Source organism: Neotamlana sedimentorum (genome assembly GCF_000943565.1).
GTDB lineage: Bacteria > Bacteroidota > Bacteroidia > Flavobacteriales > Flavobacteriaceae > Neotamlana > Neotamlana sedimentorum.
Genome location: NZ_JTDW01000013.1, coordinates 89,538 through 115,976, shown reverse-complemented (window position 1 = coordinate 115,976; position 26,439 = coordinate 89,538). Strand labels below are relative to the sequence as shown.

Annotated in this window: 21 protein-coding genes; 1 reads left to right on the top strand and 20 read right to left on the bottom strand. The window is 32.9% G+C overall.

Annotation, left to right across the window (positions count from 1 at the left end):
- Window positions 1-11: 11 nt before the first annotated feature.
- The 5 genes from PW52_RS14220 to PW52_RS14200 all read right to left on the bottom strand — a co-directional run bounded on the left by PW52_RS14220 (window position 12) and on the right by PW52_RS14200 (window position 9,220).
- Complete coding sequence (locus PW52_RS14220; protein WP_044633639.1) at window positions 12-203, bottom strand: hypothetical protein; 192 nt, start codon at window positions 201-203, stop codon at window positions 12-14.
- Window positions 204-487: 284 nt separating this feature from the next.
- Window positions 488-3,397: a glycoside hydrolase family 3 N-terminal domain-containing protein gene (locus PW52_RS14215; protein ID WP_044633638.1), complete on the bottom strand. Its 2,910-nt coding sequence runs from the start codon at window positions 3,395-3,397 to the stop codon at window positions 488-490.
- A gap of 194 nt (window positions 3,398-3,591) precedes the next feature.
- Window positions 3,592-4,776, bottom strand: a complete 1,185-nt coding sequence (locus PW52_RS14210; protein WP_044633637.1) for an exo-beta-N-acetylmuramidase NamZ family protein — start codon at window positions 4,774-4,776, stop codon at window positions 3,592-3,594.
- 99 nt (window positions 4,777-4,875) lie between these two features.
- Window positions 4,876-6,222 carry a RagB/SusD family nutrient uptake outer membrane protein gene (locus tag PW52_RS14205; RefSeq protein WP_044633636.1) on the bottom strand — a complete coding sequence of 449 codons (1,347 nt, stop codon included), beginning with the start codon at window positions 6,220-6,222 and terminating at the stop codon, window positions 4,876-4,878.
- Window positions 6,223-6,247: 25 nt separating this feature from the next.
- Window positions 6,248-9,220 (bottom strand): SusC/RagA family TonB-linked outer membrane protein, encoded by a 2,973-nt coding sequence (locus tag PW52_RS14200; RefSeq protein ID WP_165586780.1) that lies wholly within the window; start codon window positions 9,218-9,220, stop codon window positions 6,248-6,250.
- Between the two features lie 457 nt (window positions 9,221-9,677).
- Between PW52_RS14200 and PW52_RS14195 the strand changes: the two genes are divergently transcribed.
- On the top strand, window positions 9,678-10,427 hold the full coding sequence (locus PW52_RS14195) for a DeoR/GlpR family DNA-binding transcription regulator (protein ID WP_044633634.1): 750 nt from the start codon (window positions 9,678-9,680) through the stop codon (window positions 10,425-10,427).
- Window positions 10,428-10,438: 11 nt separating this feature from the next.
- Here PW52_RS14195 and PW52_RS14190 read toward each other — a convergent pair whose 3' ends face one another.
- The 15 genes from PW52_RS14190 to PW52_RS14120 all read right to left on the bottom strand — a co-directional run bounded on the left by PW52_RS14190 (window position 10,439) and on the right by PW52_RS14120 (window position 26,437).
- On the bottom strand, window positions 10,439-11,731 hold the full coding sequence (locus PW52_RS14190) for a phenylacetate--CoA ligase family protein (RefSeq protein ID WP_044633633.1): 1,293 nt from the start codon (window positions 11,729-11,731) through the stop codon (window positions 10,439-10,441).
- Complete coding sequence (locus PW52_RS14185; protein ID WP_044633632.1) at window positions 11,732-13,405, bottom strand: acyl-CoA--6-aminopenicillanic acid acyl-transferase; 1,674 nt, start codon at window positions 13,403-13,405, stop codon at window positions 11,732-11,734. It abuts the gene before it with no gap.
- Between the two features lie 8 nt (window positions 13,406-13,413).
- Window positions 13,414-14,949, bottom strand: coding sequence for a phytoene desaturase family protein (locus PW52_RS14180; RefSeq protein WP_044633631.1), 1,536 nt, complete (start codon window positions 14,947-14,949; stop codon window positions 13,414-13,416).
- 10 nt (window positions 14,950-14,959) lie between these two features.
- Window positions 14,960-18,541, bottom strand: a complete 3,582-nt coding sequence (locus PW52_RS14175) for an MMPL family transporter (protein ID WP_240475191.1) — start codon at window positions 18,539-18,541, stop codon at window positions 14,960-14,962.
- Between the two features lie 88 nt (window positions 18,542-18,629).
- Complete coding sequence (locus PW52_RS14170; protein WP_044633629.1) at window positions 18,630-19,814, bottom strand: DUF2062 domain-containing protein; 1,185 nt, start codon at window positions 19,812-19,814, stop codon at window positions 18,630-18,632.
- Between the two features lie 37 nt (window positions 19,815-19,851).
- The gene (locus PW52_RS14165) at window positions 19,852-20,346 is read right to left on the bottom strand and encodes a hypothetical protein (RefSeq protein ID WP_044633628.1); all 495 of its coding nucleotides are present in this window, start codon (window positions 20,344-20,346) and stop codon (window positions 19,852-19,854) included.
- A 1-nt stretch (window position 20,347) separates the two neighbouring features.
- A complete protein-coding gene (locus tag PW52_RS14160) occupies window positions 20,348-20,713 on the bottom strand; it encodes a hotdog family protein (RefSeq protein WP_044633627.1) in 366 nt (121 codons plus the stop codon).
- Complete coding sequence (locus PW52_RS14155; protein WP_044633626.1) at window positions 20,713-21,327, bottom strand: porin family protein; 615 nt, start codon at window positions 21,325-21,327, stop codon at window positions 20,713-20,715. Before PW52_RS14155 ends, PW52_RS14160 begins: the two co-directional genes overlap by 1 nt.
- A gap of 3 nt (window positions 21,328-21,330) precedes the next feature.
- Window positions 21,331-21,942 carry a hypothetical protein gene (locus PW52_RS14150; RefSeq protein ID WP_044633625.1) on the bottom strand — a complete coding sequence of 204 codons (612 nt, stop codon included), beginning with the start codon at window positions 21,940-21,942 and terminating at the stop codon, window positions 21,331-21,333.
- Window positions 21,923-22,540, bottom strand: a complete 618-nt coding sequence (locus PW52_RS14145; protein WP_044633624.1) for a LolA family protein — start codon at window positions 22,538-22,540, stop codon at window positions 21,923-21,925. Before PW52_RS14145 ends, PW52_RS14150 begins: the two co-directional genes overlap by 20 nt.
- A complete protein-coding gene (locus tag PW52_RS14140) occupies window positions 22,533-23,297 on the bottom strand; it encodes a polysaccharide deacetylase family protein (RefSeq protein ID WP_044633623.1) in 765 nt (254 codons plus the stop codon). The genes PW52_RS14145 and PW52_RS14140 overlap by 8 nt, the downstream gene beginning before the upstream one ends.
- A complete protein-coding gene (locus PW52_RS14135) occupies window positions 23,291-24,355 on the bottom strand; it encodes a beta-ketoacyl synthase N-terminal-like domain-containing protein (protein WP_044633622.1) in 1,065 nt (354 codons plus the stop codon). The genes PW52_RS14140 and PW52_RS14135 overlap by 7 nt, the downstream gene beginning before the upstream one ends.
- A gap of 2 nt (window positions 24,356-24,357) precedes the next feature.
- Window positions 24,358-25,557, bottom strand: a complete 1,200-nt coding sequence (locus PW52_RS14130) for a beta-ketoacyl-[acyl-carrier-protein] synthase family protein (RefSeq protein WP_044633621.1) — start codon at window positions 25,555-25,557, stop codon at window positions 24,358-24,360.
- An 8-nt stretch (window positions 25,558-25,565) separates the two neighbouring features.
- Window positions 25,566-25,823 (bottom strand): phosphopantetheine-binding protein, encoded by a 258-nt coding sequence (locus PW52_RS14125; protein ID WP_044633620.1) that lies wholly within the window; start codon window positions 25,821-25,823, stop codon window positions 25,566-25,568.
- Window positions 25,811-26,437, bottom strand: a complete 627-nt coding sequence (locus PW52_RS14120; RefSeq protein WP_117584386.1) for a beta-ketoacyl-[acyl-carrier-protein] synthase family protein — start codon at window positions 26,435-26,437, stop codon at window positions 25,811-25,813. Before PW52_RS14120 ends, PW52_RS14125 begins: the two co-directional genes overlap by 13 nt.
- Between the last annotated feature and the right edge of the window lie 2 nt (window positions 26,438-26,439).

The following is a 26,439-nucleotide window of genomic DNA, read 5'->3' as shown; positions in this document are numbered from 1 at the left end:
TTGAGTGTTTTTTAATTCCCGTTTAAAGTCACAAATTCGACTTCGTTTAAACATAAAACCATTTCTTTGGCTGAATCTAAATTAAAATCGAAGGTAACTACTGCAATTCCTAGCTGTGCAAAGCTTAACGATATGGTTTTACCTATACCGCTAAGGCCACATACAACTGAGGCTACTTTATTATTTAAACTGAATTTTGACATGGTGTTAGTTGGTGTATTTTCAAAAAAATAAAACCAAGATTTATGGTAGCATCTCGATCTTATTTAGTTTACTCGTTTACAAAAGCAATATTACACTCTAATAAAGGATATATCTAACTGTAATTTGATCATTTATAATACTTTTTTTGCTTTTGAAAACACAACTCAACCAAAAATGCAATAATTGCAAAGTATTTTAATAATACTTCAATTTTTATAGCTAAAAAATAAGAACAAAAGCAACTGGAATATTTTAAAAATACTTAACAAATCATCAAACCTAGTTATTCCAAAATAGCTTCATAAATAATATCCTGTATTTTGGTTTTAATATTTTTCTCTCTTATTTTATTGTTTGTCATTGTTGGGTGCACCCGATTAGACAAAAACACAAATAACAAACCTGAGTCTGGATCTGCCCAAACATAAGTACCAGTAAAACCAGAATGCCCAAAACTATTGGCTGAGGCATACCTACTACTCGCATTTTCTTTTGAGTTTAGTTGTGGTTTATCGAAGCCCAAACCGCGCCTTACTCCGTCGGTTTCAAAATACCTTTTATTGAATTTATGTAACGTTTTTGCTTTTAAATAACGAACTCCTCCATAATAGCCATCTTGCAAATACATTTGCATCATTTTAGCAACGTCGTTAGCGTTTCCAAACAATCCAGCATTACCGCTAACACCATTCATCATGGCAGCGCCCATATCGTGAACATAACCATGAAGTAATTGATGCCTAAAATAGGTATCGTATTCTGTAGGTACAATATCAGATTTTGCAAACTTGTTTAACGGATTATAGGTTAATGTATTTGCTCCTAAAGGCGCATAAAAATTTCTGTTATTTAAAACCGACATATCCTCGCCATAAGTATTATTGAGATATTTTTTAATCAAATAAAACACTAAACCGCTATACTTATAACCAGACTTTGGTTCTTGTGGGACTTCCGCGATTTTATTATAAATAGAATCTGCATACGTACTCATTAAATACAACTGCGAAGCCACTGGCATTGAAAATTCTTCAGTTTTTGTTTTATTATAATATTTGTCGGTTGGTTTTTTAGTTACGCTATCGATAGTTTCGAGATAATACGGAATCCAAGGTTTCATTTTTCCTGTATGAGAAAGTGCTTCTTTTAAGGTAATTGTGTCTTTATTAGAACCTTTTAAATACGGCAAAAATTCACCAAGAGTTGTATTTATATTAAACAGTCCTTGCTCTTCGCTTTTCATAATCATAGGTAGTCCTCCTAGAATTTTAGTAACCGAAGCTAAATCGTAAAGATCTGTTATTTTAACTTTCTGCTTTTTTTCATAGGTGTGATATCCAAAATTTTTATGATAAATCACTTTACCATATCGCGCCACCAGAACTTGTCCGCCTGGTGCAACCTTAGAATCGACAACCTTTTTAGTAATAGCATCTATTTGAGCGAGTTTTTCACTATCCATATCAACCTCTTCGGGAATAGTATAAGACAACCTTGATAAATTTGGTGTTGTTAAACCCGTTCCTTCTGGGAAGGTATTTTTAATAGAAACCGGCAACTTTCCTTTAATTTCTAATGCACCAAAAATCATTTGAGCTGAAATTTCCTGAGCTACCTTACTATTTTGATAGGACACAACAAGCGCATCGATATTAGTAAAATCTTCAATATCTAAAAGTGCATAAGGACTCGCAAAAACATCTAAAATGACCCGGTTTGTTTTTGAAATTTCTTGTAACCAACTCAATTCCTTTTGAGACATTTTAAAAGATTTCCAAGGGTTTTTATTGGATTTATGATACCCTATTATGACCGTATTATAAGGTTTTAATTTATTAATCAATCCTGAAATATTATCATCTGAAACAACATCTACCGAAGTATATTTTTTAAGTGTATTTACAAAGTTATCATTATCTGAATCGCCCAATTTTACATAAACTACTTTAGATGCTTCCAGATTTTGAATAGGAAGTATTTTGTCGTCATTTTTAATTAAAGTAACAGCTTCCTGCATTAAAGCGCGATATAAAACCTCATCTTTTGCTGTTATTATATCGTCTGCAATATTATCTTCTTTAATTGGGCTAAAATCGTGTAATCCTGCCCAGTATTTTGCATTCAAAATTTTTAATACCGAAGCGTCTAAACGAGTTTCAGTTAGCACACCTGTTTTTAATGCTTGTTTAATTTTATTTACTGCAGCTTCCACATTTTCTGGAATAAGCAACATATCATTCCCTGCAATAAACGCAGCCAAATCTATATCGCCAGGTTGTGCATAATTTGCTGCTCCTTTCATATTTAATGCATCGGTAAAAACTAAACCTTTAAAATTCATTCTCTCTTTTAAAAGTTCGGTTACCACTTTATATGAAATAGATGTTGGCACAGCATTTTCAGGCTCCAAAACAGGCACATTTAAATGCGCAACCATAACACTTGCCAAATCTGTTTTAAATAATTTTTTATACGGATATAACTCAATGGAATCTAACCTAGACATACTAAAATCTAAATAAGGCAGGGTTTTATGAGAATCGGTTGATGTATCACCGTGACCGGGAAAATGTTTCGCATTAGCCAAAACACCAACGCTTTGCATACCTTTTGTAAACGCTATGGCTTTTTGAGTGACGTTGTATTTGTTTTCTCCAAAAGACCGATTTCCAATAATCGGATTTTTTGGATTTGTATTTATATCTACAACGGGAGCAAAATTTATATGAATTCCAACGCGTTTACTATGCAACCCCAACTGTACACCAAATTGCTCGATTAAAGTATTGTTTTGCACTGCACCCAAAGTCATATTCCAAGGATAGCGAAAGGTGTTTTTTAACCGCATATTTAATCCCCATTCGCCATCAAACCCAATAAGAAGTGGAATATGTGATTGGGATTGATATTGATTTGTTAACGCCACCTGCTTCTCTGGTGTACCCTGCATAAAAATAAGACCTCCTATTTGAAACTGATTTATCATTTTTTTGATAAAATTAGTTTCGGTTTCACCTCTATTGGAATAGGCTTGCACCATAAAAAGCTGACCAATTTTTTGGTCTAAACTTAGGGTTGAAAACACACTATCTACCCATTTTTTTTGATGCTCAACATTTTTAGTTTGTAATGGTGCTTGTGCGAATAATTGAATGCTTATTAAAATCGCAATAAGACTTACTATTTTTTTCATTTAATTTAGTTTTTTATCTAACTAAGGAAAGCTCGTTAATTTTATAATTGGTTTTATTAAAACCGATGGTATTATTTACAATTGATGCTTAAATATAATTCGAATAAAATTAATACTGAAGTCTTAAAAATCATATAAGGATTCGTCGTTTTTACTTCACCCAAGCTAGATAACTACATTTCTATCAAGAAGTCTTAATAAATTATAATTTCTTTTAATTGCGACTTATAAACCTCTAAATCTTCTAAAGCGTTTAACTTATCTATACTATCGTTATTAACAATCCAATGTCTTATTTTTTCAGAGCCATTAATTATATCGATAGGTTTTTGATCGAAAACATACTCATATGGCGGTTCTTTCCAACCAAAATCATCGCCTAAGTAGTGATATAGCTTTTGCATTAATAATTGCCCAACTCGCCAAGGTTTATAGGTTGATTTATCGGTTACATGAATTTGAACACCGCCACAAACACTATTACCATGTTTTTGAAACGTTGGTAAAAAAGTAATAGGTCGGAACTCAAACCCTGTTAATTTCGATTCTTTTTTAGCTACAGAAAGCACCTCTTCAAAAAACTTATAAGGTTCTATTTTAGGATGACCAACAATCTCTAAAGCCTGAGTTGTACCACGACCTTCACTTAAGGTTGTACCTTCAAACATAACGGTTGCAGGAAACGTGTAAGCACTTTCTATTCTCGCTAAATTTGGCGATGGTAATAACCATGGCAACTTGGTATCTTCAAAATACATACCGCGCTGCCAATTTTTCATTTTAATAACTTTAACTTTGGCTTTCTCTGTTGCCCAAAATTTTTGATGCATTAAGGCTACTTCGCCCATGGTCATGCCATGACGCATTGGTATTGGGTGTCGTCCAACAAAAGACTCGAAACCAGCTTCTAAAATATTTCCTTCTAGTTCCAACCCATTTAATGGATTTGGACGATCTAAAACCACTATTTCTATAGGTTTTGATGCGCATTTCTCTAACAAATGTGTTAAGGTATAAATGTAGGTATACACTCTACAACCAACATCTTGTAAATCGACAAATAAATGATCTATACCAGAAAGCATCTCGTCTGTAGGAATGCGTGTTTCGGAATATAATGAGTAAACAGGTATTTTAAAAAATGGATGCATAACATGATCGGTTTCTACCATATTATCTTGCACATCTGTTGAAAATCCGTGTTGCGGACCAAATAACTTTACAAATCGGTCTCCAAATACAGTTTTAAACTTTAAAGCAGCATGTGTATACGTTGCATCTATTGAAGCATTATGACAAAGTAATGCAACATTTCCCTTAAATTGTTTTTGAATTTCTTTATCGTTTAGCAACACCTCTAAACCTGTTTGTACTTTCATAAATTTTTATTTTAAATATAACCTATTCTTTTTAGTTTTTAAGGGCAGCAATAATGCTACCCTCAAAAAAAACTAAAAAAAAAAATTAACTTTACGCTATTAAATTGTTGGGTCGTCGGGGGTATTAGGATTATTTTCTCGCTCTATACTTGGGTAAGGATAATAATTTCTATTACGCTCATTCGTTGTATTTGCTTCTAAAGGCACATTAAAGTCTGGGTGAAATCTTTTACTATCGCCAAACCTTAAACCTGTTAAAAACAATTCGATACTTCTATTTTTATATATTTCTTCTAAAATATCATCTTTACTTGTTTCATCGCCTGTCCAAGCTGGGAGATTTGCGTTTACCCCAAGTGGATCGGTAGTTTTTTCTCTTACCAAGTTTAATTGAATAACCGCATCATCTAAATCTTCTAATCTAGCATAGGCCTCAGCTTTATTAAGCATCATTTCACCTGGAAGATAAACCGGAATTGAAGCGGTACTTGAACTAAAAAAACCAAGCATTTCGCTAAGCGCCTGTCCTCCAGCATCGGCATTTGCAAAACCGGCATCGGCACCTAAATAAAAATCTATTCGACCATCACCAGCTTCCGGAATATAATCGCCAGTTAAGCCAAAATTAGTTTGAGGATTTAAATCGGCAGAATTAACGGTTCTATTCCAAATAGGGTTTTCGTTATTTGCATCGTAAACCCACATAGAATTTGTTGCATCACTTGAATTTAATACAGCATTAGCAGATGCAATAGACTCGGTATAAAGTCCCGCCATTAATTGATATCTCGATAAAAACGCATTAATCGTTTTTTCTAAACTAAAGCTAGACCAAAGCACAGAGGTTTCAAAATCATCAGACATTGGATCTGCTGCTAAGGCATCATTAGCGTCTTCTAACAACATAATACATTCGGCTAAAACCGTGGCTTTATCGCTAAATGCAGCTGCACCATCGGAAGCATTATCAATTGGAGCTTCTTCAAACATTTCAATTAAAGCACCAAGACACATGGCTTTTATTAAATTACCATAGGCCAAAAGACCACTTTTAGTTCCGCTGGCAAGCTCAACGGTATTTGCACCATCTATTAAAGACTCTGCCATACCTTTTGCTTTTAAAATGGTAGTCCATGGGTTTGTAATCCCTCCACTTTCCGAAGGTAATTCGGCACCACCTTTTGCTAATTCATTAATATTTAAAAATGTATTTGTAACACCTAACTCTCGTGTAGTTATACCTGGAGCCTCAATAACTTGCCTTAAAACAGTAACAGAATAATACTGCCTAATACCTGTAGCTAATGCAAAAAGGCCTTCTTTTGTTCCTAAAACAACATCTTCGGTTGGATTATTTGGGTTTTCAAATTCTGTATCGCAGGCAGTAAACAAACCACTGCTAAGCAGAATCGCCCCAATTATTGTATATATTTTTATATTTTTCATCTTTTATTATTTTTTGTTAATACGCTTAAAAAGTAGCAACTACACCAAATTTAACAACTCTAGGAATTGGTACTAACCCCATAACACCACCACGAGAACCGTTACTTTGTGCATCCATATTTACTTCTGGATCGTAACCAGAATAATTATCGATAGACAACAAGTTTCGTCCTGTTAATGTAAATTTCACACTGTCTACACCTTGAATAGGTTCTCTTAATAAATATGATGTAGATAACTCACGCAGTTTAATATAAGATCCATCTTCTATATAAGATTCTGCAATACTAAAATTAGCAGTTCCTGTGCCTCTTACACTTTCACCTCTTAATTCTTTAGCGGTTTGCTCTCCACCTCCAAATCTATAAAGCATTCGCGTATCCCAACTTAATAAATCGACACCTTGAACAGCATCAAATTGCATTCTAAAAGAGAAGTTTTTATACTTAAATTCATTAATAAGAGAAGCAATAAAATCTGGATTAGGATCTCCAATTACTTTACTTAAATTGGCACCACTAGGTTGCCCATTCGCGTCTCTTTCGGCTACTGGGTTACCATCTGCATCATACGATCCTTTTTCTCTTTGCGGAAGACCAGCATCGGTTAACAACAAGCTACCATCTTCATTTCTGGCATAATATCCTTGATAAAACACACCTAATGCTTCACCATTTTTAGCTACCGAAAAACCAAAATTTCCAATACCAAATTGATCGCCTTCAATATTATTCACTTCATTTTTATTGGTTGAAAAAGTACCAGTAACCGACCAACTAAAATCGTTTGATTGTATTGGTGTTGCTGTTACCAAGGCTTCAAAACCTTTATTGGTCATGGTTCCAACATTTTCTACTCTAGAACCAAAACCTGTAGAAGGCGATAATGTTCTAGCTAATAATAAATCTTCAATATCTTGTTTATAATAGGTAAGCTCAACACCAACTCTATCGTTTAATAAACTCATATCTACCCCAAACTCTATTTCAGTTTGTCTTTCCGGTCTTAGGTTTTCATTTCCTAATTCAGTAGGAGCAATTAACCCCGACGTACCATCTATACTAATAGCTGCATAATTAGACAATCTATCGAATGGGCCAATTGCGGTAAGGTTACCTGCTTGCCCCCAAGCGGCTCTAACTTTAAAACTATTTAGTGTTTCACCAAAGGTATCTTTCCAAAAACTTTCTTCTGAAACTAAATACGACATACTCGCTTTTGGGTAAAATTGATTTCTTTCGTCTGCTCCAAAAACTGACGAACCATCTAACCTAATAGCTCCAGTAACAAAAAGCTTATCGCTTATACCAAATGTTTGTTGTAAAAACCCGCCCCAAAAAGAACGTTCGCTTCTACTTTCGTTTGTTGTAATTGAAGCTGCTCCATTAGTTGTTTTAACACCCAAGGCCAATCCAGAGCCAGATATAGAACTTAAATTAGTTTTATCGGCTTGCCATGAAAACCCTGTAGTTGTTGTTGACGTGAAAATATCATTGATATCAAATTTATAAGATCCATTTAAATCACTATTAAATTGTGAGGTTGTAACTGTAGTATTACTTGCTCGACCTAAATCGATAGTCGTTGTTCCAATTGGCACATACGTGTTTCCCGTTGATTCCGAATTATCGTAACCCAAAATATAACTTACTTTAAGTCCATCGATAGGTTTTAACGTTAATTGTAAATCACTAATATTTCTGTTGTTTTTTTGACTGTAATCGAAAGTTTCTATATACTCTAAAATATTTGGATAAAATGTCATTGTTGGATAATTACCATCTGCATCTGGTGTTGGGTCGATAGTATTATCTGAAAACAAAATAGTTGGCAAAACGCCCGCTACATAACCACCGTTAGGTTGGTCTTTACTTTTACTTGTAGAAAAATAAGTTCCAAATGAAGCCGAAATCCAATCGTTTATTTCTTGATTTACTCTAATTCTTCCCGATTGTCTTTGATAACTCGTGCTTTTTAGAATTCCATCGTTTTCTAAATATGAAAATGACCCGAAATAATCGGTTTTACCTTTACCACCAGACATAGACACATAATGATCGGTTCCTGTAGAATTATTAAATATCATGTCTTGATAATTGTATCGTGTTGCTTCCACTTTATCAAGTACAGTAATATCGGTCGACGCCCATTCGAAAGGCTCGTCGTTATAAGCACGTTCTTTCCTTAATGAATTAAAATTAACACTAGAAGAAACCGTAATAACTGGTTCTCCAGATTGTCCTTTTTTAGTGAAAATTTGCACAACACCATTACTCGCTCTCGATCCATAAATAGCTGCTGCTGCTGCACCTTTTATAACCTCTATCCTATCGATATCTTGTGGACTTATATCGGATAATCTATTTTGAACAACACTCGTTGTACCCAAAACATCCACAGAATTATTGTTTACAATAATGCCATCTACAATATATAAAGGATCGGAACTACCGTTAACCGTACTCGAACTTCTTAAACGCACACTAATTCCTCCAGCAGGATCTCCAGAGTTTTGAGTTACCTGAATACCAGCTAATTTACCCGAAAGCGCTCCAGTTATATCGACCGTGGCCGACTGAGATATATCACCACCTTTAATACTAGAAATTGTATTTCCTAATTGCTTTTTCGACGTTAAAGCTCCTGCCCCTGTAATAACAATTTGGTCTAAGCCTAAAATATCCATGGCCATTTCAACATCGTTTACAACTTCGGTTTGATTAGCTAAAGAAACTTTAACCTCTTGGGTAGACAAGCCCAATTGTCTAAAAACAAGCACATAATCACCTGGCTCTAAACTAACGTTTAATTCGTAATTTCCATCAAAATCTGTAATAGCACCTTGATTCGTGTTTTTTATTTGAACAGTGACACCTGTTGCCGGAGTACCTAAATAATCTTTTACAATACCTTTTAAGGTATAAAGTGATTGACCTTGCACACCAAAACCAAACAATATAAATAGCGAAAAGCTACATATAAGTTTGATTCTCCTCAAAGAAGAGATCGGTTTATTCGTTTTTTTCATAAGGATTAAGATTTTAGTTATTTAGTTAAAAATATAAAAAACAAGCTCAAAAACCGCAATTTACATGCAAAAAAATGCAAGTTTTAACAGTTTTAATTGAAAAAACCTTCAAATAGAGGGTAAAATATTACAAATACCTTTATTTTTATGAATAGTAAAATTTAAAAAAGCAGAAAAAACGATTTTTATAGCAGTGTTCTTTAAGAAAAAAAAGGAGATTAAAGGTAAAACACATTAATACGTCTAAAAAAAGTCTATAAAAGATTATTTATATTTTACATTTTTCTTAAAATTTAACTAAAAGTCATAAATTATATACAATTTTTAATAAAATTGCATATATGAAAATCGGAACATGCATTTTTTTGCTTATTTTAAAAACCTTAACTAAAGTTTTATCATATTCTTATTTTAAGAAGCTATTTCTATGAAGAAAAAAGAGAGGCAACAAAAAGTTATTGACGAAGTTAGTATAAACCGGAAAGTAAGCTCAAGTTATTTATCTGAGAAATTAAATGTTTCGGAAGATACCATTAGGCGTGATATTAAAGAATTAGACAATAAAGGTTTAATAACTAAAGTACACGGTGGCGCTATATCTAACATACAAAAATTGTATCATTATAATGAAGATGTTATTTATAATAGAGAAAGTAAAATTCGAATTGCACAAAAGGCCATTTCTCTATTAGAAGACAATATGGTTATCATTATTAGTGGAGGAACTACTAACTTAATGTTAGCTAAACTTTTACCAAAAAACCTAAAACTTACCGTTTTCACCTATAGCTTACCACTTGCCATGCAATTAACAGAACACCCGTTGGTGGAAACCATTTTTATTGGTGGTAAAATTTATAAAAACTCCATGGTTACTATTGGAATTGATGTTATTCAATACCTATCTAAAATAAGAGCCGATGTTTGTTTTATGGGTGTTAGCGGACTTGATGTAGAATCTGGCATTACAGACGAAGGTTATGAAGTGTCACTTATAAAAAAAGCAATGATTGATGCTTCGGACAAAATCGTTTTCCTTACCACATCTAACAAGTTAAATGTAAGACATAGTTACGATGTTTGCAGCCTGAAACAAATTGACACCATTGTTACAGACCTAGATATTACCGACCCAAGCCTAAATCCGTATATTTCTGCTGGGGTAAGCCTTATTTAACTAAAGTAAAACTAAGCTTTTCTATTATCAATAACCAAAACAGGCTTTCTGCTCATTTTTGGGAAGCGTATTTTTTCTATTATTTCCTTTGGATGCAATTCTATTTTTGGAGTCACTCGAAGTTTGGCTCTAAAATGATCTTTTATAGCGTTTAAAAAATGTTTAGAATTATTAGTAGTCGCTATTTTTATGCAAATCTCATCGGTACCAATACTGTTATGGCTTATCTCGATAACGTAACTTTCAACCTCGGTAAAATCGTTTAAAATATTATCCATTGCTGGCGGATACAACGTAGTGCCTTTGTATTTTATCATTTGTTTTTTTCGACCAACAACAGGACCAAGCCTTGTGGTAGTCCGCCCACATAAACAAGCTTCGGTGTGCGCTTTTACCATATCGCCAGTTTTAAAACGCAATAATGGCATACCTTCTACCCCAAGAGTTGTAATGGTTAATTCGCCAACCTCGCCTGTTGGCACAGGCTTGTTATTATCATCTAAAATTTCTGTAATAATTAATTCTGGATGTTGATGTCCACCTTTGGAATGTTCGCACTCGGTAAATGCCGTATTCATTTCCGTTGAAGCATAAGTGGAATACAAATTAATATCCCATTTTGCCGTAATTTTTTCGGCTAAAGTATTTAAGGTAAAATCTTGATTTCGCAACGATTCACCTATACAAATTGCTCCTTTTACTCCTGATTTATTAACATCGATACCGTGTGATTCGGCATATTCAATAAGTTTTAATAAAAACGATGGCACCACAATTAAATAGGTAGGATTGAATTTTAAAATAGAATCCCATTGCAATTCTGGAACACCAGCGCCTACACGAATTATGGTTGCTCCTAATTTTCTAACACCTAAAAAATAGGCTAAACCTGCCATAAATCGGCGGTCGATGGTGGTCATAAGTTGCACGACATCACCTTCTTTTACACCTGCGCAAGCAAAGGAAATGGCTTCATTATAAGCCAAACGATCTAGATCTTTATCGGTTAAACCAAAAATTACAGGATCGCCCAAAGTACCCGAGGTGGTTACATAATCGCGAATTTTATGTTTTGGCACACATAAAAAATCGTCGTTATACTTTTGTAACTCGTCCTTTGTTGTAACTGGTATTTTTATTAAATCTTCTAAGGTTTTTATATTGGAAACATCGATATTATTTGCAGCAAAAACACGCTGATAATAAGCCGAATTTTCGTTTAAATAAACTAACAACGCTTTTAATTTTTCTTCTTGAAAAACTTTTATTTCCTGTGGAAATGCTTTTTCTATATCGGGAATCATTTACAACTTCCTTTTTATTTTTTTAATATACGTTTTTATACGCTCCTGGTCTGGAACCGTTGTAACTTCTTTAGTTAAGGCCGCTTCAAAATTAAGCAATGCAGCCGTATAATATTTCTTTTCATAAAAATACTTTCCTACTAAATAATACGCTTCCCAAAAATTGGGGTTTAACTGCTTAAAAGCTTCTAAATCGTTCGTGTTAATATGTGTGTTATTTGATATTGCTTCGGATAAATTTCTACTTTCAACACGATAATTTTCATAATTTTTATAAGCTTCAGAATATAAAAACGGGTCGATTTCAATATTTAATTTTGAAGTTTGATGCGACTGAAAACTTGAATCCGCTTCAGTAAAAACTTCATTTAAATTATAAGCTACAAATTCACCTAAATTATAAGGGTTTGAAGACACCCAAACCAAACCTTGTTCCGGTTTAAACACAACGCCATGATGCGCAAGCAATTGGTTTAATGCCTTCTCGTTACCATAACCTAATGCCAAATTATTTAAACCATCGCGATTACGCAACATATTAACAGCCTTTTCTGGCGTTAATTTATCGGTTTCATTTATAAGCTCTTGTAAACGTTCGTACCTATATTTTGAGTGGCTTTCTTGAATATGTTCGGCATTACGCTCATCGGTTTTATAAGCGTTACTTTGAAAATGATTAGTACAAATTAACTGATTAGAATTTGGCACTTGATACACTCCGAAATTTTTAGGTGAAACCTCGATGGTTACCGCATTTTTATCTGCAGCACTGCCTATAAAAATAGATTCTGAAACAAAAACTTGACGTTTTTTAGCAATAGCCACAGCCTCTTCAATGTTTGAAGCATACTGCAAAATTTCGCGTGTTAAAATAGAAATTGGTGTTTTTGCCACCAGAGGAATTTTAGACTTTCCGGCATTTATTGTTACGGTTAAGCCTTTTTCGTTCATTCCAGAAACAACACCAATCATTCCTGGCCAAGTTACAGACATAAAATTGTAACCACTTTCGGGTTTAACAAAGGCTATTATTTTTTGTTTTGCAAAATCGTCGCCTGCATAAAAATCTAAATTCCGCGCTATTAGCATACTGCCATCGCTGGTTTTATCGCCCCAAACCGCAAACGACGAACAACCAACTAAAGCTAAATCTTGAAAGGCATGACCAATATCGTGTGCTCCTTGCAAGTACAAAATGCGCAAATAATCGTCGGCAATATAATCGTAATCATCACCAGCGTATTGGGCTAATCCATAAATTTCGGTTTTAAATTCTTCAGGAATATGCAAATACATTTTACGGTTGTACCATGCCATTAATTTGCGCAATAATTTCTGCTTAAATTTTGAGGGTACCATCGTTTCTACTTTTCCTAAAAAATAAGCTTCTTGTTTAGCAAATAACTCTTGGGTTAGCCGCCCCGTTTTTAAACCTAACTGCAACGGATTTCCGCTAACCAACAACTCCCATTGGCCTTGTTTGTTTTTAGTTAGATAGTTATCGACTAAAGCAAAAGTTGAATCGTTTACAGTTTTTCGAGTTGGTATTTCCGAATTAAACTGAGACACATTTGGCTTATCGTGAAGTGATTTTGATACACCACAAGAAACCAAAAGCACAAGTACTGCTAATATGCAAAACGCTTTATTTATTTGCCCGAATAGCAATTTCATGCCAACAACTAGTTTACAGTTTTAGATATTTGTGTTTCTTCGTTAATTTTATCGACCAAATAATCCATTCCTAAAATTTCCGAACAGGTTATAACACCTCCAATAGTAACGCCTAAAATGCCATGCATATTTAAACTTTGCCCTGTAAAATACAGGTTTTTTATTTTTGTTTTAGGCGAAACGATAGATTGTAATGGCTTGTTTATATCTTTTACATAACCGTACATAGACCCGTTATGACTGCCAATATAATCCCGGTACGACAGCGGTGTGGACGTGTAATATTCTGCAATACAACTTCTAATATTTGGGAATTTTTTCTCTAATTCGTCTATTAATTTTTCAGCTTTTTTAGTTTTAAAAGCTTCATAACTTTCACCTCGGTCGTTTTTCTCTTTTACCGTATTAAAGGTATCGCTCCAGCTTTCAACTTCATCAAAACGCATGTAGGTCATAACCGTTACGCATTCGGCAAATTCCTCGGTATTTTTACCAACACCAAAAGACATCATATAACCTTCTGGCCAAGTTTCCTGAGTATAATCTTGAGAATCCCACATTTTATTTACATCGCGAAAATGATAAAAATTATGGTTATAATATTTAAAACTATCTGGTTTAAAAACAATATACAAACTAAAAGGCGCTATGGTGTTTTCTATTGAATTTATTCTGTTTACATAAGCCTTTTTTAAAGGGCTATCGCCCAACATTTGCAAGGTTAACTTAGGCTCTATGTTAGAAATAAATGTATCTCCGCTTACTACTTTTCCGTTTGCGCAAATCACCTCTGTAACTCTGCCTTCTTCAGTTTTAAAATGACTTACTTTATGGTTTTTATACGCTTCTCCTCCAAACGATTTTAACTGCTTAATAAGCAATTTAGTTATTTGACTTCCTCCATTTACGCAACGGTAAGCGCTTTCTATATACGAATTAACCGATAGCGCATGCACATACAATGGTGTGTTTTCTTTATAGCCTGCATACAAATAATTTGTTCCTGCAAGAACACCTTTTAGCTTTTCGTTATCTGTTAAAGCATCAATAAATCCTTTTGCAGATTCTTGATAAATTTCTATGTCATACGGATTTCCTTTTTTTACCGAATACAAAGGGAACTTTTGGCAAACCTCTATCATTTTATCACAATAGGCTATAATTGCTTTTTCTTCTTCTGGAAATTTTTCAATAAGTTTTTCTCTAAAATTATCGTAGCCTTGTGCATAAGGAAATTCGCCATCGTAATTATCAAAACTAACCACATCGAAACCATCAATATCTAAACGCTTAAGCTTTAAACCATCCATGATACCTATGTACGAGAAATACTTGTGTAAATTTTGTCCTTCAGCCAAACCTCCAATATAATGCACACCTGTATCGAAAATGGTTTTATCTCTTACAAAGGTTTGCAAATTACCACCAAACTGTTGATTTTTTTCTAGAACACATACGCTTTTGCCTTCTTTAGCCAAAATAATAGCACTAACAAGGCCTCCTAATCCGCTTCCAACAATAACTACATCGTAGTGTTCTTTCATTTAAATTTGATTATTTTTTTAATATAACGAGCTCTTTTTCTTGTAAAAACAAGTTAAAACCATGTGTTTTAATTAACATTTGGCTTAATGTACAACTTTCTTTAAGCAGTACCAATGTTTTAATATTTTCTAATGATTTTAATTGATGAATATCAATTTCTGAATCAATTATTAACACCTCTGAAGTGCTTAGTTTTTCTTTGAAGGCATCAAAAGTACCAGAATAATTAATTTTATAATGTGTATTCGATAAATATGAATTTTCTAGAATTTTTCTAACGCTTACATCTTCAATAAAGCTTTCTATTTTTAGTGAAGCATTATTTAATGCCATTAAAAAATCTAACTGACCGTTTTTATCTGAAATATGAGAAACTTGTTTGCTTTCGTGAAGCTGTTGTAAAATTTTATAATACTGATTTTTATAGATTTTTAAATCTGTTTTAACCCATTTGTAAAGCGCATCGCCTTTATATCTAAAATCGCATAACACCAAATGATGAAAATAGGTTGCATCTTCGCTTTCCTTTCTAAACTTAAAAAATTCTGTTTTAAAATGCTGACTAATCAACTTCGTTCTTGCTCTGGTTGTTTCACCGAAAGAAATATTATTAGCCTTTATTCGTTCTAGTACTTTAATGGTAATTTTTCCTTTTCTAATAATAAAATCGCCTTTGGAATTTACTTCAGAATTCCCATGAATCATAATAGGCAACACATCTAAATTAAATTGTTCTGCTAAATAAAATGCGCCCTTATGAAACCTATTTATTTTATTTGTAAACGAGCGAGATCCCTCTGGAAACACCATAATACTGTAACCTTGTGCTACTTTTTCTTTTAATTGTTCGAGTCCATTATCTATACCATCGGACACAGGAAAATAACCCGCTAATTTCATTGCACGAGCATAAACAGGCGAATTATAAACCCAATCGTTAACCAAAAATATAATTTTTGATGATACCATTTCGATTGTTAAAGTATCTAAAAACGACGTATGATTTGCTATAATTACAGCAGGTTTTTCAAAATCTTCACCTACATTATTAATGATTCGCTTTGGCACGAAAGGATTGGATTTTAGCACCGAGGTTAAAAAGCGAGACGTAAATTTATGAAACCCTAACATATAGGCTTCTCTTTTCCCTGGACGTAATTTTATAATAATTGTGGCTACAAACGACAGCAAAATTGTGCCCAACCCATAATACGTAAACGACATGGTGCTGTGCAGTAACTCGAACACCGTTTTTGGTCTAGAAGTTTTACTTCCTATTAATAGTTTAAACAATAGCGGCTGTATAGTAAATGCCATAATCATGGCCGATAAAATACCAATTAAAGACACTACCGAAATGGTATATAAAGCAGGGTGTTTAGCAAAAATAAGCACACCAACACCTAAAATAGTGGTAATTACAGATAAAATTATAGATGTTTTGTGGGTGTTTAACACCGGTTCTCCAGTACGATATTCATGCAATAATCCATTGGTTATAAATATGCCATAATCGATGCCTAAACCAAAAATAAACGAGGAAATTATTATATTAAAAATATTAAATTTAATACCCAAAAGCCCCATTAAGCCAATGGTTACAAACCATGTTAAAGCAATTGGAACAACAGTTATAAAGGTTAAAGAAAAACTCTTGTAAGCCAGCAATAGAATGATAACAACTACTATTAAAGAATATAAAACTAAATGATTAAAATCGGTTTTAAGGTTACCTAAAAATTGTTCGTTTATGCCTTTTCTATCTATAACTACAACATTTTCAATAGTTTTAAATTGATTTGAAAACGCTTCTACATTAGTTTCATCGAGTTTTACTAAAGATGATACGGTATAGAAGTTTTCGCTTTCGCTGATAAAATCATCAACATTTAAAACATTTAATTCTGAAAATTTCGAAGGTTGAATAGCTTGAAAGTCTTCATTAATTAAATTATAAAATTTCTGATGCGTTTCAGGCTTAAATCCTAAAGTTTTACCGCTTTCTATTAAATTTAATTTTACTGAATCTTTATCGTTTTCATTCCAAAATTGCTGCCATTGTTTTATTTTTTCATTCTGATTTTTTTTAGATTGTACCAAAGCTGCAACCGAACTAAAATCTATAATTTCTTTATTTTTCTTTAATCCATTTAATAGATTAAAAACGGAATCGTTTACTCGTAAAGCCTCTTCTAATGTATTACCATGAGCCGCTACATAAACCGATTTTGACGCCACATTTGTAATTTGCTCTAAATTACTTTGCGCTTTCATTAATTTAGGCGGCTCAAAATTTAGCTTACTTAAATCTTTATTAAAACCAACCTTATTATAGGTAAATAACGATACCATTATTGCCAAAGCAATAACTATAAAAGCAAATTTATTTTTATGAAAATTTATGCTTGCAAAAGCATCAATAACCGTATTGGAATATTTTTTTGATTGAGATTTTTTATATAAATGCGGAATTAACAACAAAGCAAAAACAGAAGCTCCTAAAGCGCTCACACCTGCAAATAAGCCTAAATCTTGAAGCGCCTGCGAATCTAAAAACAACAAACAGAAAAAAGCCAACGAGGTGGTTACACTACTCATTAAAACTGGTTTTGTTATTTCTTTGTAAAGCGATTTTATATTGTTATTATCGCGAATATGAGTAAGAATATGCAATGCATAATCTAGCGTTACACCTAATAAAACCGAACCTATACCTAAAGAAATAGCCGATATTTTTTCACGGAACAAAAACAATACGGTAATTGCCAAAAGTCCGCCAAAAATGGTTGGAACAAACAAAATAATTGGCAGCAAGAGCTTACGATAAAATATTATGAGTATTACCAAAAGTATAGTTAAGGTAATGCTAACCGTAAACTGTATATCGTGTTTTATTTGTTTCGCGTTTTCTACAGCTACTAATGCACCCCCAAAATAATCGACACTAACTTTACTTTTAAAACTTGAATTTAAGGTATTTGCTATAGCATATAAATTTTCGGAAAGTTTAGCATTTTGTGCCGTTTCACTCGATTTTAACTTTGGCGAAATAAATAACAAAATATGTTTTTTATCGGCGGTAAGTAAATAACCATTAGACAAATTAAAATCGTTTCCAAGACTTAAACTTTGTAGTTTTTTCAATCCTAAAAAAGATAAACCTAAAGGATCTTTTACTATGGTTTTCTTTAAAACAATTCCCGAAGGCGACACCAAGGTTTTGTAGTTATTTTTAGTAATGGCCGCTAAACTATCTTGTCTTAATTTGTTTTCAATAGTTTTATAATCTTCAGCATTTAAAAAAAGTGGTAAATTGTTGTAAACAAAGTCGAGTGTGTTTACGGTGGCTTCATCATCAATTTTACCCTGAATATTATCAACATATTGACTAGAAGTTGCATTTAAACTATCTAAAAAAGCATCGGCAAATGCGGTTAAATCATTTACATTGCCTTCATTTTCTAAAGCTATATTTACTATAATTTTATCGGCAAACTTCATCGACTTAAACACTTTACTAGCGTTTTCGTTGCCTTTATTTATTGGAATAAGTTTGGTAATATCTTCTTCAAACTCAATTTTAGTTGACACAAAAATTAAGCCTAACAACAGTATTAAAAAACCCGTAAAACCAAGAGTTTTATTTTTTTGGATCGTATTATATATGCCGAAAAAAATCTTAGCCATTATTTACAATTACGTTTTTATTTCTAACTAAATTAAACAATAAAAAACTGAGTGCAGTTAACACTAACGAAGCTATAGTTGCTAAAACGAAACTTCCAACAATGTAGGTTTCCAGGTGTTCTAGAATCACGAAATCTTTAGTTAAATCGTTTAACTTATAACTAAATTCTACACCGTAAATGTACTGCCCTATTTTAGAGCTAGAATAAATTATAAAAGGTATAAACGGAGGTAAACTAACATTGGAAAATGCAAACGCAATGGTTTTATTCAACTTAAAAAGCATGGCTAAAAAGATAACTGTAACCGTATGAAATCCCCAAAGCGGCGATAAACCAATAAAAACACCTAAACCAACCGAAAGTGCCTTCTTTTTTGGAGAATCTTGGCTTCCCAAAAAGTCTTCTAAAAAAAAACGTTTAATGCCTTTTTTTTTTAATCTTCGAAATAAATCTCGAGGTTTTATATAAAGTAAAGTTATAAGAACCAACACCGTATTAAGCACACTAATTCGGGCAAAATCTATTGTTGGCCTGAAATGCGAAACCCGTTCACTCATATCATACAACACTTTTACTGGCATGTTTTTAACTTTAATACCTGCCCAAGCTAAACGTACAATAACTTCAATTTCGAACTCGAATTTATTAGTGAAAAATTTACGTTTTTTTATAGCGTGTAATGGATAAAGTCGGTAACCAGATTGTGTGTCTTCTAATTTTATTCCCGTTTCAAACCAAAACCAAAAATTAGAAAATTTATTACCAAAACTACTTTTTTTAGGCACACCTTCTTGACTCATATTTCTTGAACCAATAAGCAATAAATTCTTATCTGGATGCGCTTCTAAAGCATTAATAAAACTAGGAATATCTTCAGGAAAATGTTGCCCATCAGAATCTATAGTAATGGCAAAATCGTAACCGTTAGTAATGGCAAATTTAAAACCTTCGCGTAGCGCCTTTCCTTTTCCTTTATTTTTTTCAAAGGCTATAACATCAACCTTTTCGGTGTAATTTTTAAGAATATTTGGCGTGCTGTCTGTAGAACCATCATTTACAACAATTATGTTGTTAGTATAGTTTAAAACGCCATCAATAACCCGAACCAATGTTTTTTCATTGTTGTAGGTTGGAATGATTACGCAAATGCTGGTTTTGGTTGATTGGTTTTTCATTTGCTTTTATTTTACTGAAAGTGCTTATTTTTTCAAATTACATTGAAATTTCGGCCTTTTCTTCATCAGTAAAAACTTTCGATTGCAAGATATAATCTTCTATATAATTTTTCAAATGGCTATTGGAAATACTTTTTAAACCATTTAAAAGTTTCGTTTTATCTTCAGTAATATTCTTTTTATATCCTAAAATTTTAGGTGAATTTTCTTGAATACTTAACCGAATTAATCGCGACTCTAAATCGTTTGGGCTTTTTTCAATAGCATGTTCTACCCACGAAACGCCTTCAATAAATCCTTCTTTTTTATCTTTAATTTTCTCGGCATTTTTTGCTTTTAAGGCAATAACCGCGCCTTTATAAGCAACCAACGCTGGTTTATCGTTTTTTGTTACAGCCGTTAAGATCTTATCGAGTTGCTCTGTTTTTTCTTGGCTTGCGGCCGATTGTTTGTACGTTTCTCTAACCGATTTTAAATCGATTTTTTGTGGTACAACAACCAAAAACAATAAAAAAGAAATTAATAGTTTCATTTTAAACCACTTTTAAATTCATGCTAAGTTTTAGTGCAATAGTATCATTAAACTTGGTTACGTTTTTTACTTTATAAACGCCTTCAACTTCGATAATATTCAAAATAAACTCTAAATCTGGAGTAACTTCTGGATTAATAATTTCCATGAATTTTACATTGCTCGACGATTCCATAAAAAGGGATTTCTCAACCACTTTACTCGTAATATCTTTTACAATTTGCATAATACAAACACCCGGAGTAACTGGATTTCCTGGAAAATGTCCTTTAAAAACCTCATGGTTTTTATTAATAGTTACGGCAGCAATAGTTTGCCCGTTTTCGGTTTGTATACTGTTTATTTTATAGAAATCTTGTAATAGCATTAGCGAAATTTAAATTTATAAATTAAACCCAGTTGAAATACTTTATTTAATTTGTTATCGTCGTCGTTATAATATGGGTCATTATTATTGTTGTAATCGTATTCGTTAAACAAATCTAAATCGATTAAACCTTGTTTTATACGAGCTTCTACAGTTAAACCAAACGGAAACTCGTAACCAACGCCACCCAACAGCGAAATATCTATTGGAGAAATGTCGTAATCTGTATCGCCGTTTATAACACTTACCCAATTATAATCTACATTAAAATCTAAACTAGGCCCTAAAATTAAATGTAAACCGGTGCCCTTGGAAATAAAAAATTTATTCGCCAAAGCCACAGTAACGTAATTTAAATCTATATCGCCTTGACTTGAATATGAAGATTTACCGCCTTGGTTGCTATAAACTACTTCCGGTTGTAAAGCGTAAAATTCGGTGAATTTAATTTCGCCAAACAATCCTGCGTAAAAGCTCACTTTCGTGTCTAAAGTCTCCAAATTGGTAACATTCGCAAAATTAGCTCCAAAACGAAGTCCTGGTTTAAAGGTTACTTGCGCAAAACTTATTGAAACCAGTAAAAAAAGCAGCAAACTAAGTAGTTTATTTTTCATTATTTATTGATTTAAGGCGTTTAGTTTAATGTGTAATTTTATAGATTGATGCACAATCTCAATTTGTTGTGCAATATTATTCTTTATTTCGCTGAATAAAAAAATTGTTTTAGCCTTTTGATGTTTTACTTTTTCAATTTTAGATAAATCTGAATTTAAAAAATAATAGTACAAATCGGTTTTAGTACTTTCAGATTTTAAAACATTAAAGTTATCTTTTTTGAAAGCTGCCGTTACCGGAAGATTGGACTTTATTAACGTTGAAAAATCTTCTTGCAAAATATTAATCAGCATTTTTTTATTTAAATCTTCTAAAATAAAGTTTATTTTGAAGTCATCATCAACAAAAGAAAAATCGAAAATTTTATTACCAAACTCGGTAGTAAACGCCATACGATGATTGTTTTCTGCTAGTTTTTTTACAATTAACAAACCACCAAAATTATTACCATAAACCGTTATGTTAGATTTGTAAACATAATCGGTTACTTTGGAGTCGAAATACTTATTTTCAATTGATTTTGTTACAACGGGTTCACTTTGCAACTCGTATTTTTTACTATACGAACCACATGAAACCAACACGAAACAAAAACTAATTATTAAAAATCGCATTGCTAATTGTTGAGTTTAATACACGGTTTGTGAATTCAATTTTTGTATAATCGCCAGAAGGCTCAATCATTTTTATAGTTTCAACATCGCCTTTTTCGCTAAAAACAATATGAAAACTTTTTATGAACTCATTTAGTTTTGGATCTTTAGGCTCAAACTGAACTAAACTACCTTCTTCAATATTAAAATAAGTAATAGCAAACTGCACATCATCAAACATATCGCCTTTTACACTTTTAACGATTAAATTATTAAGCTCTGTAAACATTTTACTTGAGCCAACATCTACTTCACTTTTACTGCCTTCGTTATTTATAAATAGGGTTTTATTTTTAAAAATAACACTGTATTGAAACGGCTTTACATAAGCCCACTTTACAAAATCGGGCGATTTAAAATGTAATTTTCCTTGTGTTACTATATCATTCGATAAAAAATCGAGATGCTTATATTGGGTAAAATCGCTAACAATGGTTTTAGTTTTCGACGCTCTATTTTTCACTAAAGCTTTTAATGTTTCGGCTTCGGTATTTGTCATTTTTTGCTGTGCACCAACTAAAGATGACATAAACAAAAAGACCAATAAAATTTTATTCATAAGGTTGTAAATCGCATAAAGCATCAATAGTTACCGATGCTAAATTTTTCTTTTGTAAAAATAACAATAATTGTTCCAAAACGATGAGCGATTTCTCGCTAGTGTCGTGCAACAGAATAATATCGCCTGCTTTTAAGCGCTTTGTTATTCTATTTAAAACAGATTCCGCACTTCTTGAAGTCGTATCGAGCGAACGTACATTCCAACCTACCGAGGTTACACCTAAAACCTTTACCGCTTTAGCTATGTTAGGATTTGTTACTCCAAATGCAGGTCTGTACAATTTCATTTTTAGTCCTGTAATTTCTTCAATCACTGCATTCGTTTTCTTTAATTCTGAAATGACTTTTTTGGTAGAAAAAAATCCGAAGTTATTCGCATGAGAAAACGTATGATTGCCAATTGTATGACCTTCAGCAATAATTTGTTTTAAAATTTCTGGATGATTTTTAGCCTGTTTACCAATACAAAAAAAAGTGGCTTTTGCATTAAACTGATTTAAGAGCGATAATACTTTAGGCGTGAACTCGGTGTTTGGGCCATCATCAAAAGTAATTGAAACTGCATTTTTAGATATTTCTGCATTTGAAAGCACTGATTTTAAATGATAATTCCAACCAATTAAACCAGAGCCTAAACCTGTAATTACAAACCAAATTACAACTACCAAAACCATGAAAATCCAACTGCTATTACAAATAATTAAACCAAGTAAAGCAATACAACTAACAATGCTTATGGTTTTAAAATTTAGCATGATTTTAATAAATTAAAACTATGATTTTGCCCGCGATACTGGTTGTAAAGTAAAATATATTTTATTTCTGATGGTATACCGCCTTTTAAAACCACAGCTTCTGGAATGGTTTGCGATTTTAATACACCAGCAGCCAACCAAAACGCAAAAGAGGATGCGGTATGAAACTCACCAGACAAATGTTTGTAATATAATTGCGGCGTGTCTTTTAAGCTATTTTCGGCTAAAACATCGTAAAACCCATCGAATTCTACATCGCCATTACAACCTAAAATAACGGCACTTAAATCTTGAATGCTGAGATTTTGTTCTTCTAGAAAAGTATTAAGTTCTGTATTTAATTCATCGGTTTGCAAAGTGTTAATTAATTTCACATCAACAACCTCAGCATAGCTCGTTTCAGATTTTTCATTTGAAACCACAAAGAAATTGGCGCCTTCACTAAACACAGCGCCTTTTGTTTTATTCTCTAATAATTTTGAAGCTTCAACAACTTCAGATTTTATATGATTTACCGCTTTATGAATTTCTATAGTATGTGGTGCCAATTCATCTACTCCACCTATTAAAATAGAATGGCTTTCGTGTGTTTTTATTTGTAAAAGCGCATCTAATAAAGCCGACTCAAACGATACTGAACCATGCACATAGGTAAAATTATAACCTTTGCAACCTATATCTAAAGCTATTTGGCCACCAACTGTATTGTGTGTAGATTGTATAAATGGTGTTGGTGTTAAATATTGCTCGTCATTATCTAAAATAGCACTTAAAAACTTTTCGGAATCTCGAACACAGCCCATACCCGTTCCGGTAATAATGGCGTCCACATTTTCTAAATTCGCTTCTTCTAAAGCTGTTCTTGATGCTGCAATTCCCATTTTAATGCCTTTAGCCATACGTCGTGCAGCTGCTGGCGAAATAAATGCTTTGTAATTAACATCTATTGCCGGAATAACGTTTTCTGTATAAAATTCAACTCTGTTTAAAAACTCAGAATTATCAAACGTATTTTGCGCCGAAATACTTCCTAAACCATTTATGTAAACCTTTTCCATAACTACGCTTGTTTTGAAAATATTAAGGTTGAACAATTCCCTCCAAAACCTAAAGAATTTGATAAAATGTTTGTTATCGGTATTTCCTTTAACTCTAATTCTGGAACAAGATTAAATGCCGTCATCGGTGTTTTATAATTTAAATTTGGATACAACACATTATGTAGTAAAGCCAATACCGAAAACACAGCTTCAATACCACCAGCAGCGGCTAAAGTGTGTCCTGTAAATGGTTTTGTAGAACTAAACGGCGGCATTGTATTAAACACGCGTAAAAAAGCTTTTCCTTCAGATAAATCGTTATTTCCCGTAGCTGTTCCATGAGCATTTACATAATCTATCGCTTCTGCATTTAAATTTGCCACTTTTAAGGCTTGTTGCATAGCTAAAGTAGCACCATCGCCATTCTCTGATGATGCGGTTTGATGAAACGCATCGTTGGCATTACCATAACCTTTTAAATAAGCCAATACGTTTTTATTTTCAGCTTTTACAACAGCATCAGATTCTAACACCAAAAAGGCAGCAGCTTCACCTAAATTTAAACCTTTTCGGTTTTCATCGAAAGGTGTATTATAGGTATCTGATAAAATCATTAAACTTTTAAATCCGTTAATCGTGAATTTCGATAAGCAATCGGCCCCACCAACAATAACACGATCTAATTTACCAGATTTTATAAGTCTTGCTCCCAACATAATGGCATTTGCAGCCGAAGAACAAGCGGTGCTAATAGTTGTTACCAAACTATTTTTAAGCCCCAATTGTTCAGCTATTTTTTGAGTAGAGTCGCCCGCATGATGAGCTTCAATATATTTTTGAACCGTTTTATCTTCTAAATATTCGTAGTAGTATTTCTCGGTCATGTCCATACCACCAACACTGGTTGCCGATATTAAACCGGTTTTGTATTCATTTATATCAGAGATTCGAGCACTTTCAACCGCTTCTTTAGCAGCGACAGCACCTAGCAAAGCGGTTCTTGAATAATTATTAGTTTCGGGTAATTGTAACAGGCTTTCTAGCTGGCTATTGGTATAAGCAATTTCACCAACCATAATTTCGTTTTTATGATTGGTGTTAATTTTAACCACGCGACCAATGCCCGTTTTACCAGCAAAAAGTGCTTCGCGATTTTCGTCTACATTGTTTCCAATAGCAGATATAATACCCATACCTGTAATTGCAACGCCTTTACCCATTTTTGTAATTATTTTGTACGGTGTTCTGCAATGTATGCAGACATGGTGTTAATCGATTCGAAAATAGCGCGACCTTGTTTTGGGTCGGTTAATTTTATGCCGTAAGTTTTATCGAGCATTACAATAAGCTCTAAAGCATCAATAGAATCTAACCCTAAACCATCTCCAAATAACATATCGTCATCAGCAATTTCAGCAGGTGTTATATCTTCTAAATTTAATTGTTCTACAAGGCTTTCTTTCAATTCTTGTTTTAAAGCTTCCATAATTCGTTATATAATGTATTTATTTGTTGTTCTGTATGTTGTAAATTTCCGTTGGGTGTTACAAGATATAAAAAGGCTTCATAATCTTCATCATCTACATTTACCCAACCACATAAAATTTTATCGGCCTTTTTATCGTCAATTAAACTTTGCGTGTAATTATAAAAATAGTTGGTTTTAAAATTTTCGAATACAAAGAAACTGTTTTCTGAGTACAATTTGTATTTAATACTAATTTCTCCCAACATAATATTTGGCAAGGTATACACAAACACCGCAGGACTTGGGTAATAACTTGCTTTATCTTGAATGCTGTCTTGGTGTTTTCTATCGGTATCTAAACTCGATGCTTTATTTCCCATAACCAAGGCTATATTTTCTTGGTTTTCTTCGGAAATATTTTCGTGTTGCAACAAAACATCGGCTGCTAAAAAGGCTAACTGACTTAATTTATCCATTTTAAAAAACTTGGAATAATTAATATCTAAGTCTTTATAAGCTTTCTTTAAAAATTTTGATTCTTCAGCTTCAGCTGAAAAGAAAATAGTTCCGTTAAGGCTAATTTTATTTTGCTTTACATGGCAATAAGACGATATTTTAAACTGATTTTTCATTA

Coding starts and splice junctions, on each gene's coding strand:
- PW52_RS14220 (WP_044633639.1), bottom strand. CDS start 203: ATGTCAAAATTCAGTTTAAATAATAAAGTAGCCTCAGTTGTATGTGGC.
- PW52_RS14215 (WP_044633638.1), bottom strand. CDS start 3,397: ATGAAAAAAATAGTAAGTCTTATTGCGATTTTAATAAGCATTCAATTA.
- PW52_RS14210 (WP_044633637.1), bottom strand. CDS start 4,776: ATGAAAGTACAAACAGGTTTAGAGGTGTTGCTAAACGATAAAGAAATT.
- PW52_RS14205 (WP_044633636.1), bottom strand. CDS start 6,222: ATGAAAAATATAAAAATATATACAATAATTGGGGCGATTCTGCTTAGC.
- PW52_RS14195 (WP_044633634.1), top strand. CDS start 9,678: ATGAAGAAAAAAGAGAGGCAACAAAAAGTTATTGACGAAGTTAGTATA.
- PW52_RS14190 (WP_044633633.1), bottom strand. CDS start 11,731: ATGATTCCCGATATAGAAAAAGCATTTCCACAGGAAATAAAAGTTTTT.
- PW52_RS14185 (WP_044633632.1), bottom strand. CDS start 13,405: ATGAAATTGCTATTCGGGCAAATAAATAAAGCGTTTTGCATATTAGCA.
- PW52_RS14180 (WP_044633631.1), bottom strand. CDS start 14,949: ATGAAAGAACACTACGATGTAGTTATTGTTGGAAGCGGATTAGGAGGC.
- PW52_RS14170 (WP_044633629.1), bottom strand. CDS start 19,814: ATGAAAAACCAATCAACCAAAACCAGCATTTGCGTAATCATTCCAACC.
- PW52_RS14165 (WP_044633628.1), bottom strand. CDS start 20,346: ATGAAACTATTAATTTCTTTTTTATTGTTTTTGGTTGTTGTACCACAA.
- PW52_RS14160 (WP_044633627.1), bottom strand. CDS start 20,713: ATGCTATTACAAGATTTCTATAAAATAAACAGTATACAAACCGAAAAC.
- PW52_RS14155 (WP_044633626.1), bottom strand. CDS start 21,327: ATGAAAAATAAACTACTTAGTTTGCTGCTTTTTTTACTGGTTTCAATA.
- PW52_RS14150 (WP_044633625.1), bottom strand. CDS start 21,942: ATGCGATTTTTAATAATTAGTTTTTGTTTCGTGTTGGTTTCATGTGGT.
- PW52_RS14145 (WP_044633624.1), bottom strand. CDS start 22,540: ATGAATAAAATTTTATTGGTCTTTTTGTTTATGTCATCTTTAGTTGGT.
- PW52_RS14140 (WP_044633623.1), bottom strand. CDS start 23,297: ATGCTAAATTTTAAAACCATAAGCATTGTTAGTTGTATTGCTTTACTT.
- PW52_RS14135 (WP_044633622.1), bottom strand. CDS start 24,355: ATGGAAAAGGTTTACATAAATGGTTTAGGAAGTATTTCGGCGCAAAAT.
- PW52_RS14130 (WP_044633621.1), bottom strand. CDS start 25,557: ATGGGTAAAGGCGTTGCAATTACAGGTATGGGTATTATATCTGCTATT.
- PW52_RS14125 (WP_044633620.1), bottom strand. CDS start 25,823: ATGGAAGCTTTAAAACAAGAATTGAAAGAAAGCCTTGTAGAACAATTA.
- PW52_RS14120 (WP_117584386.1), bottom strand. CDS start 26,437: ATGAAAAATCAGTTTAAAATATCGTCTTATTGCCATGTAAAGCAAAAT.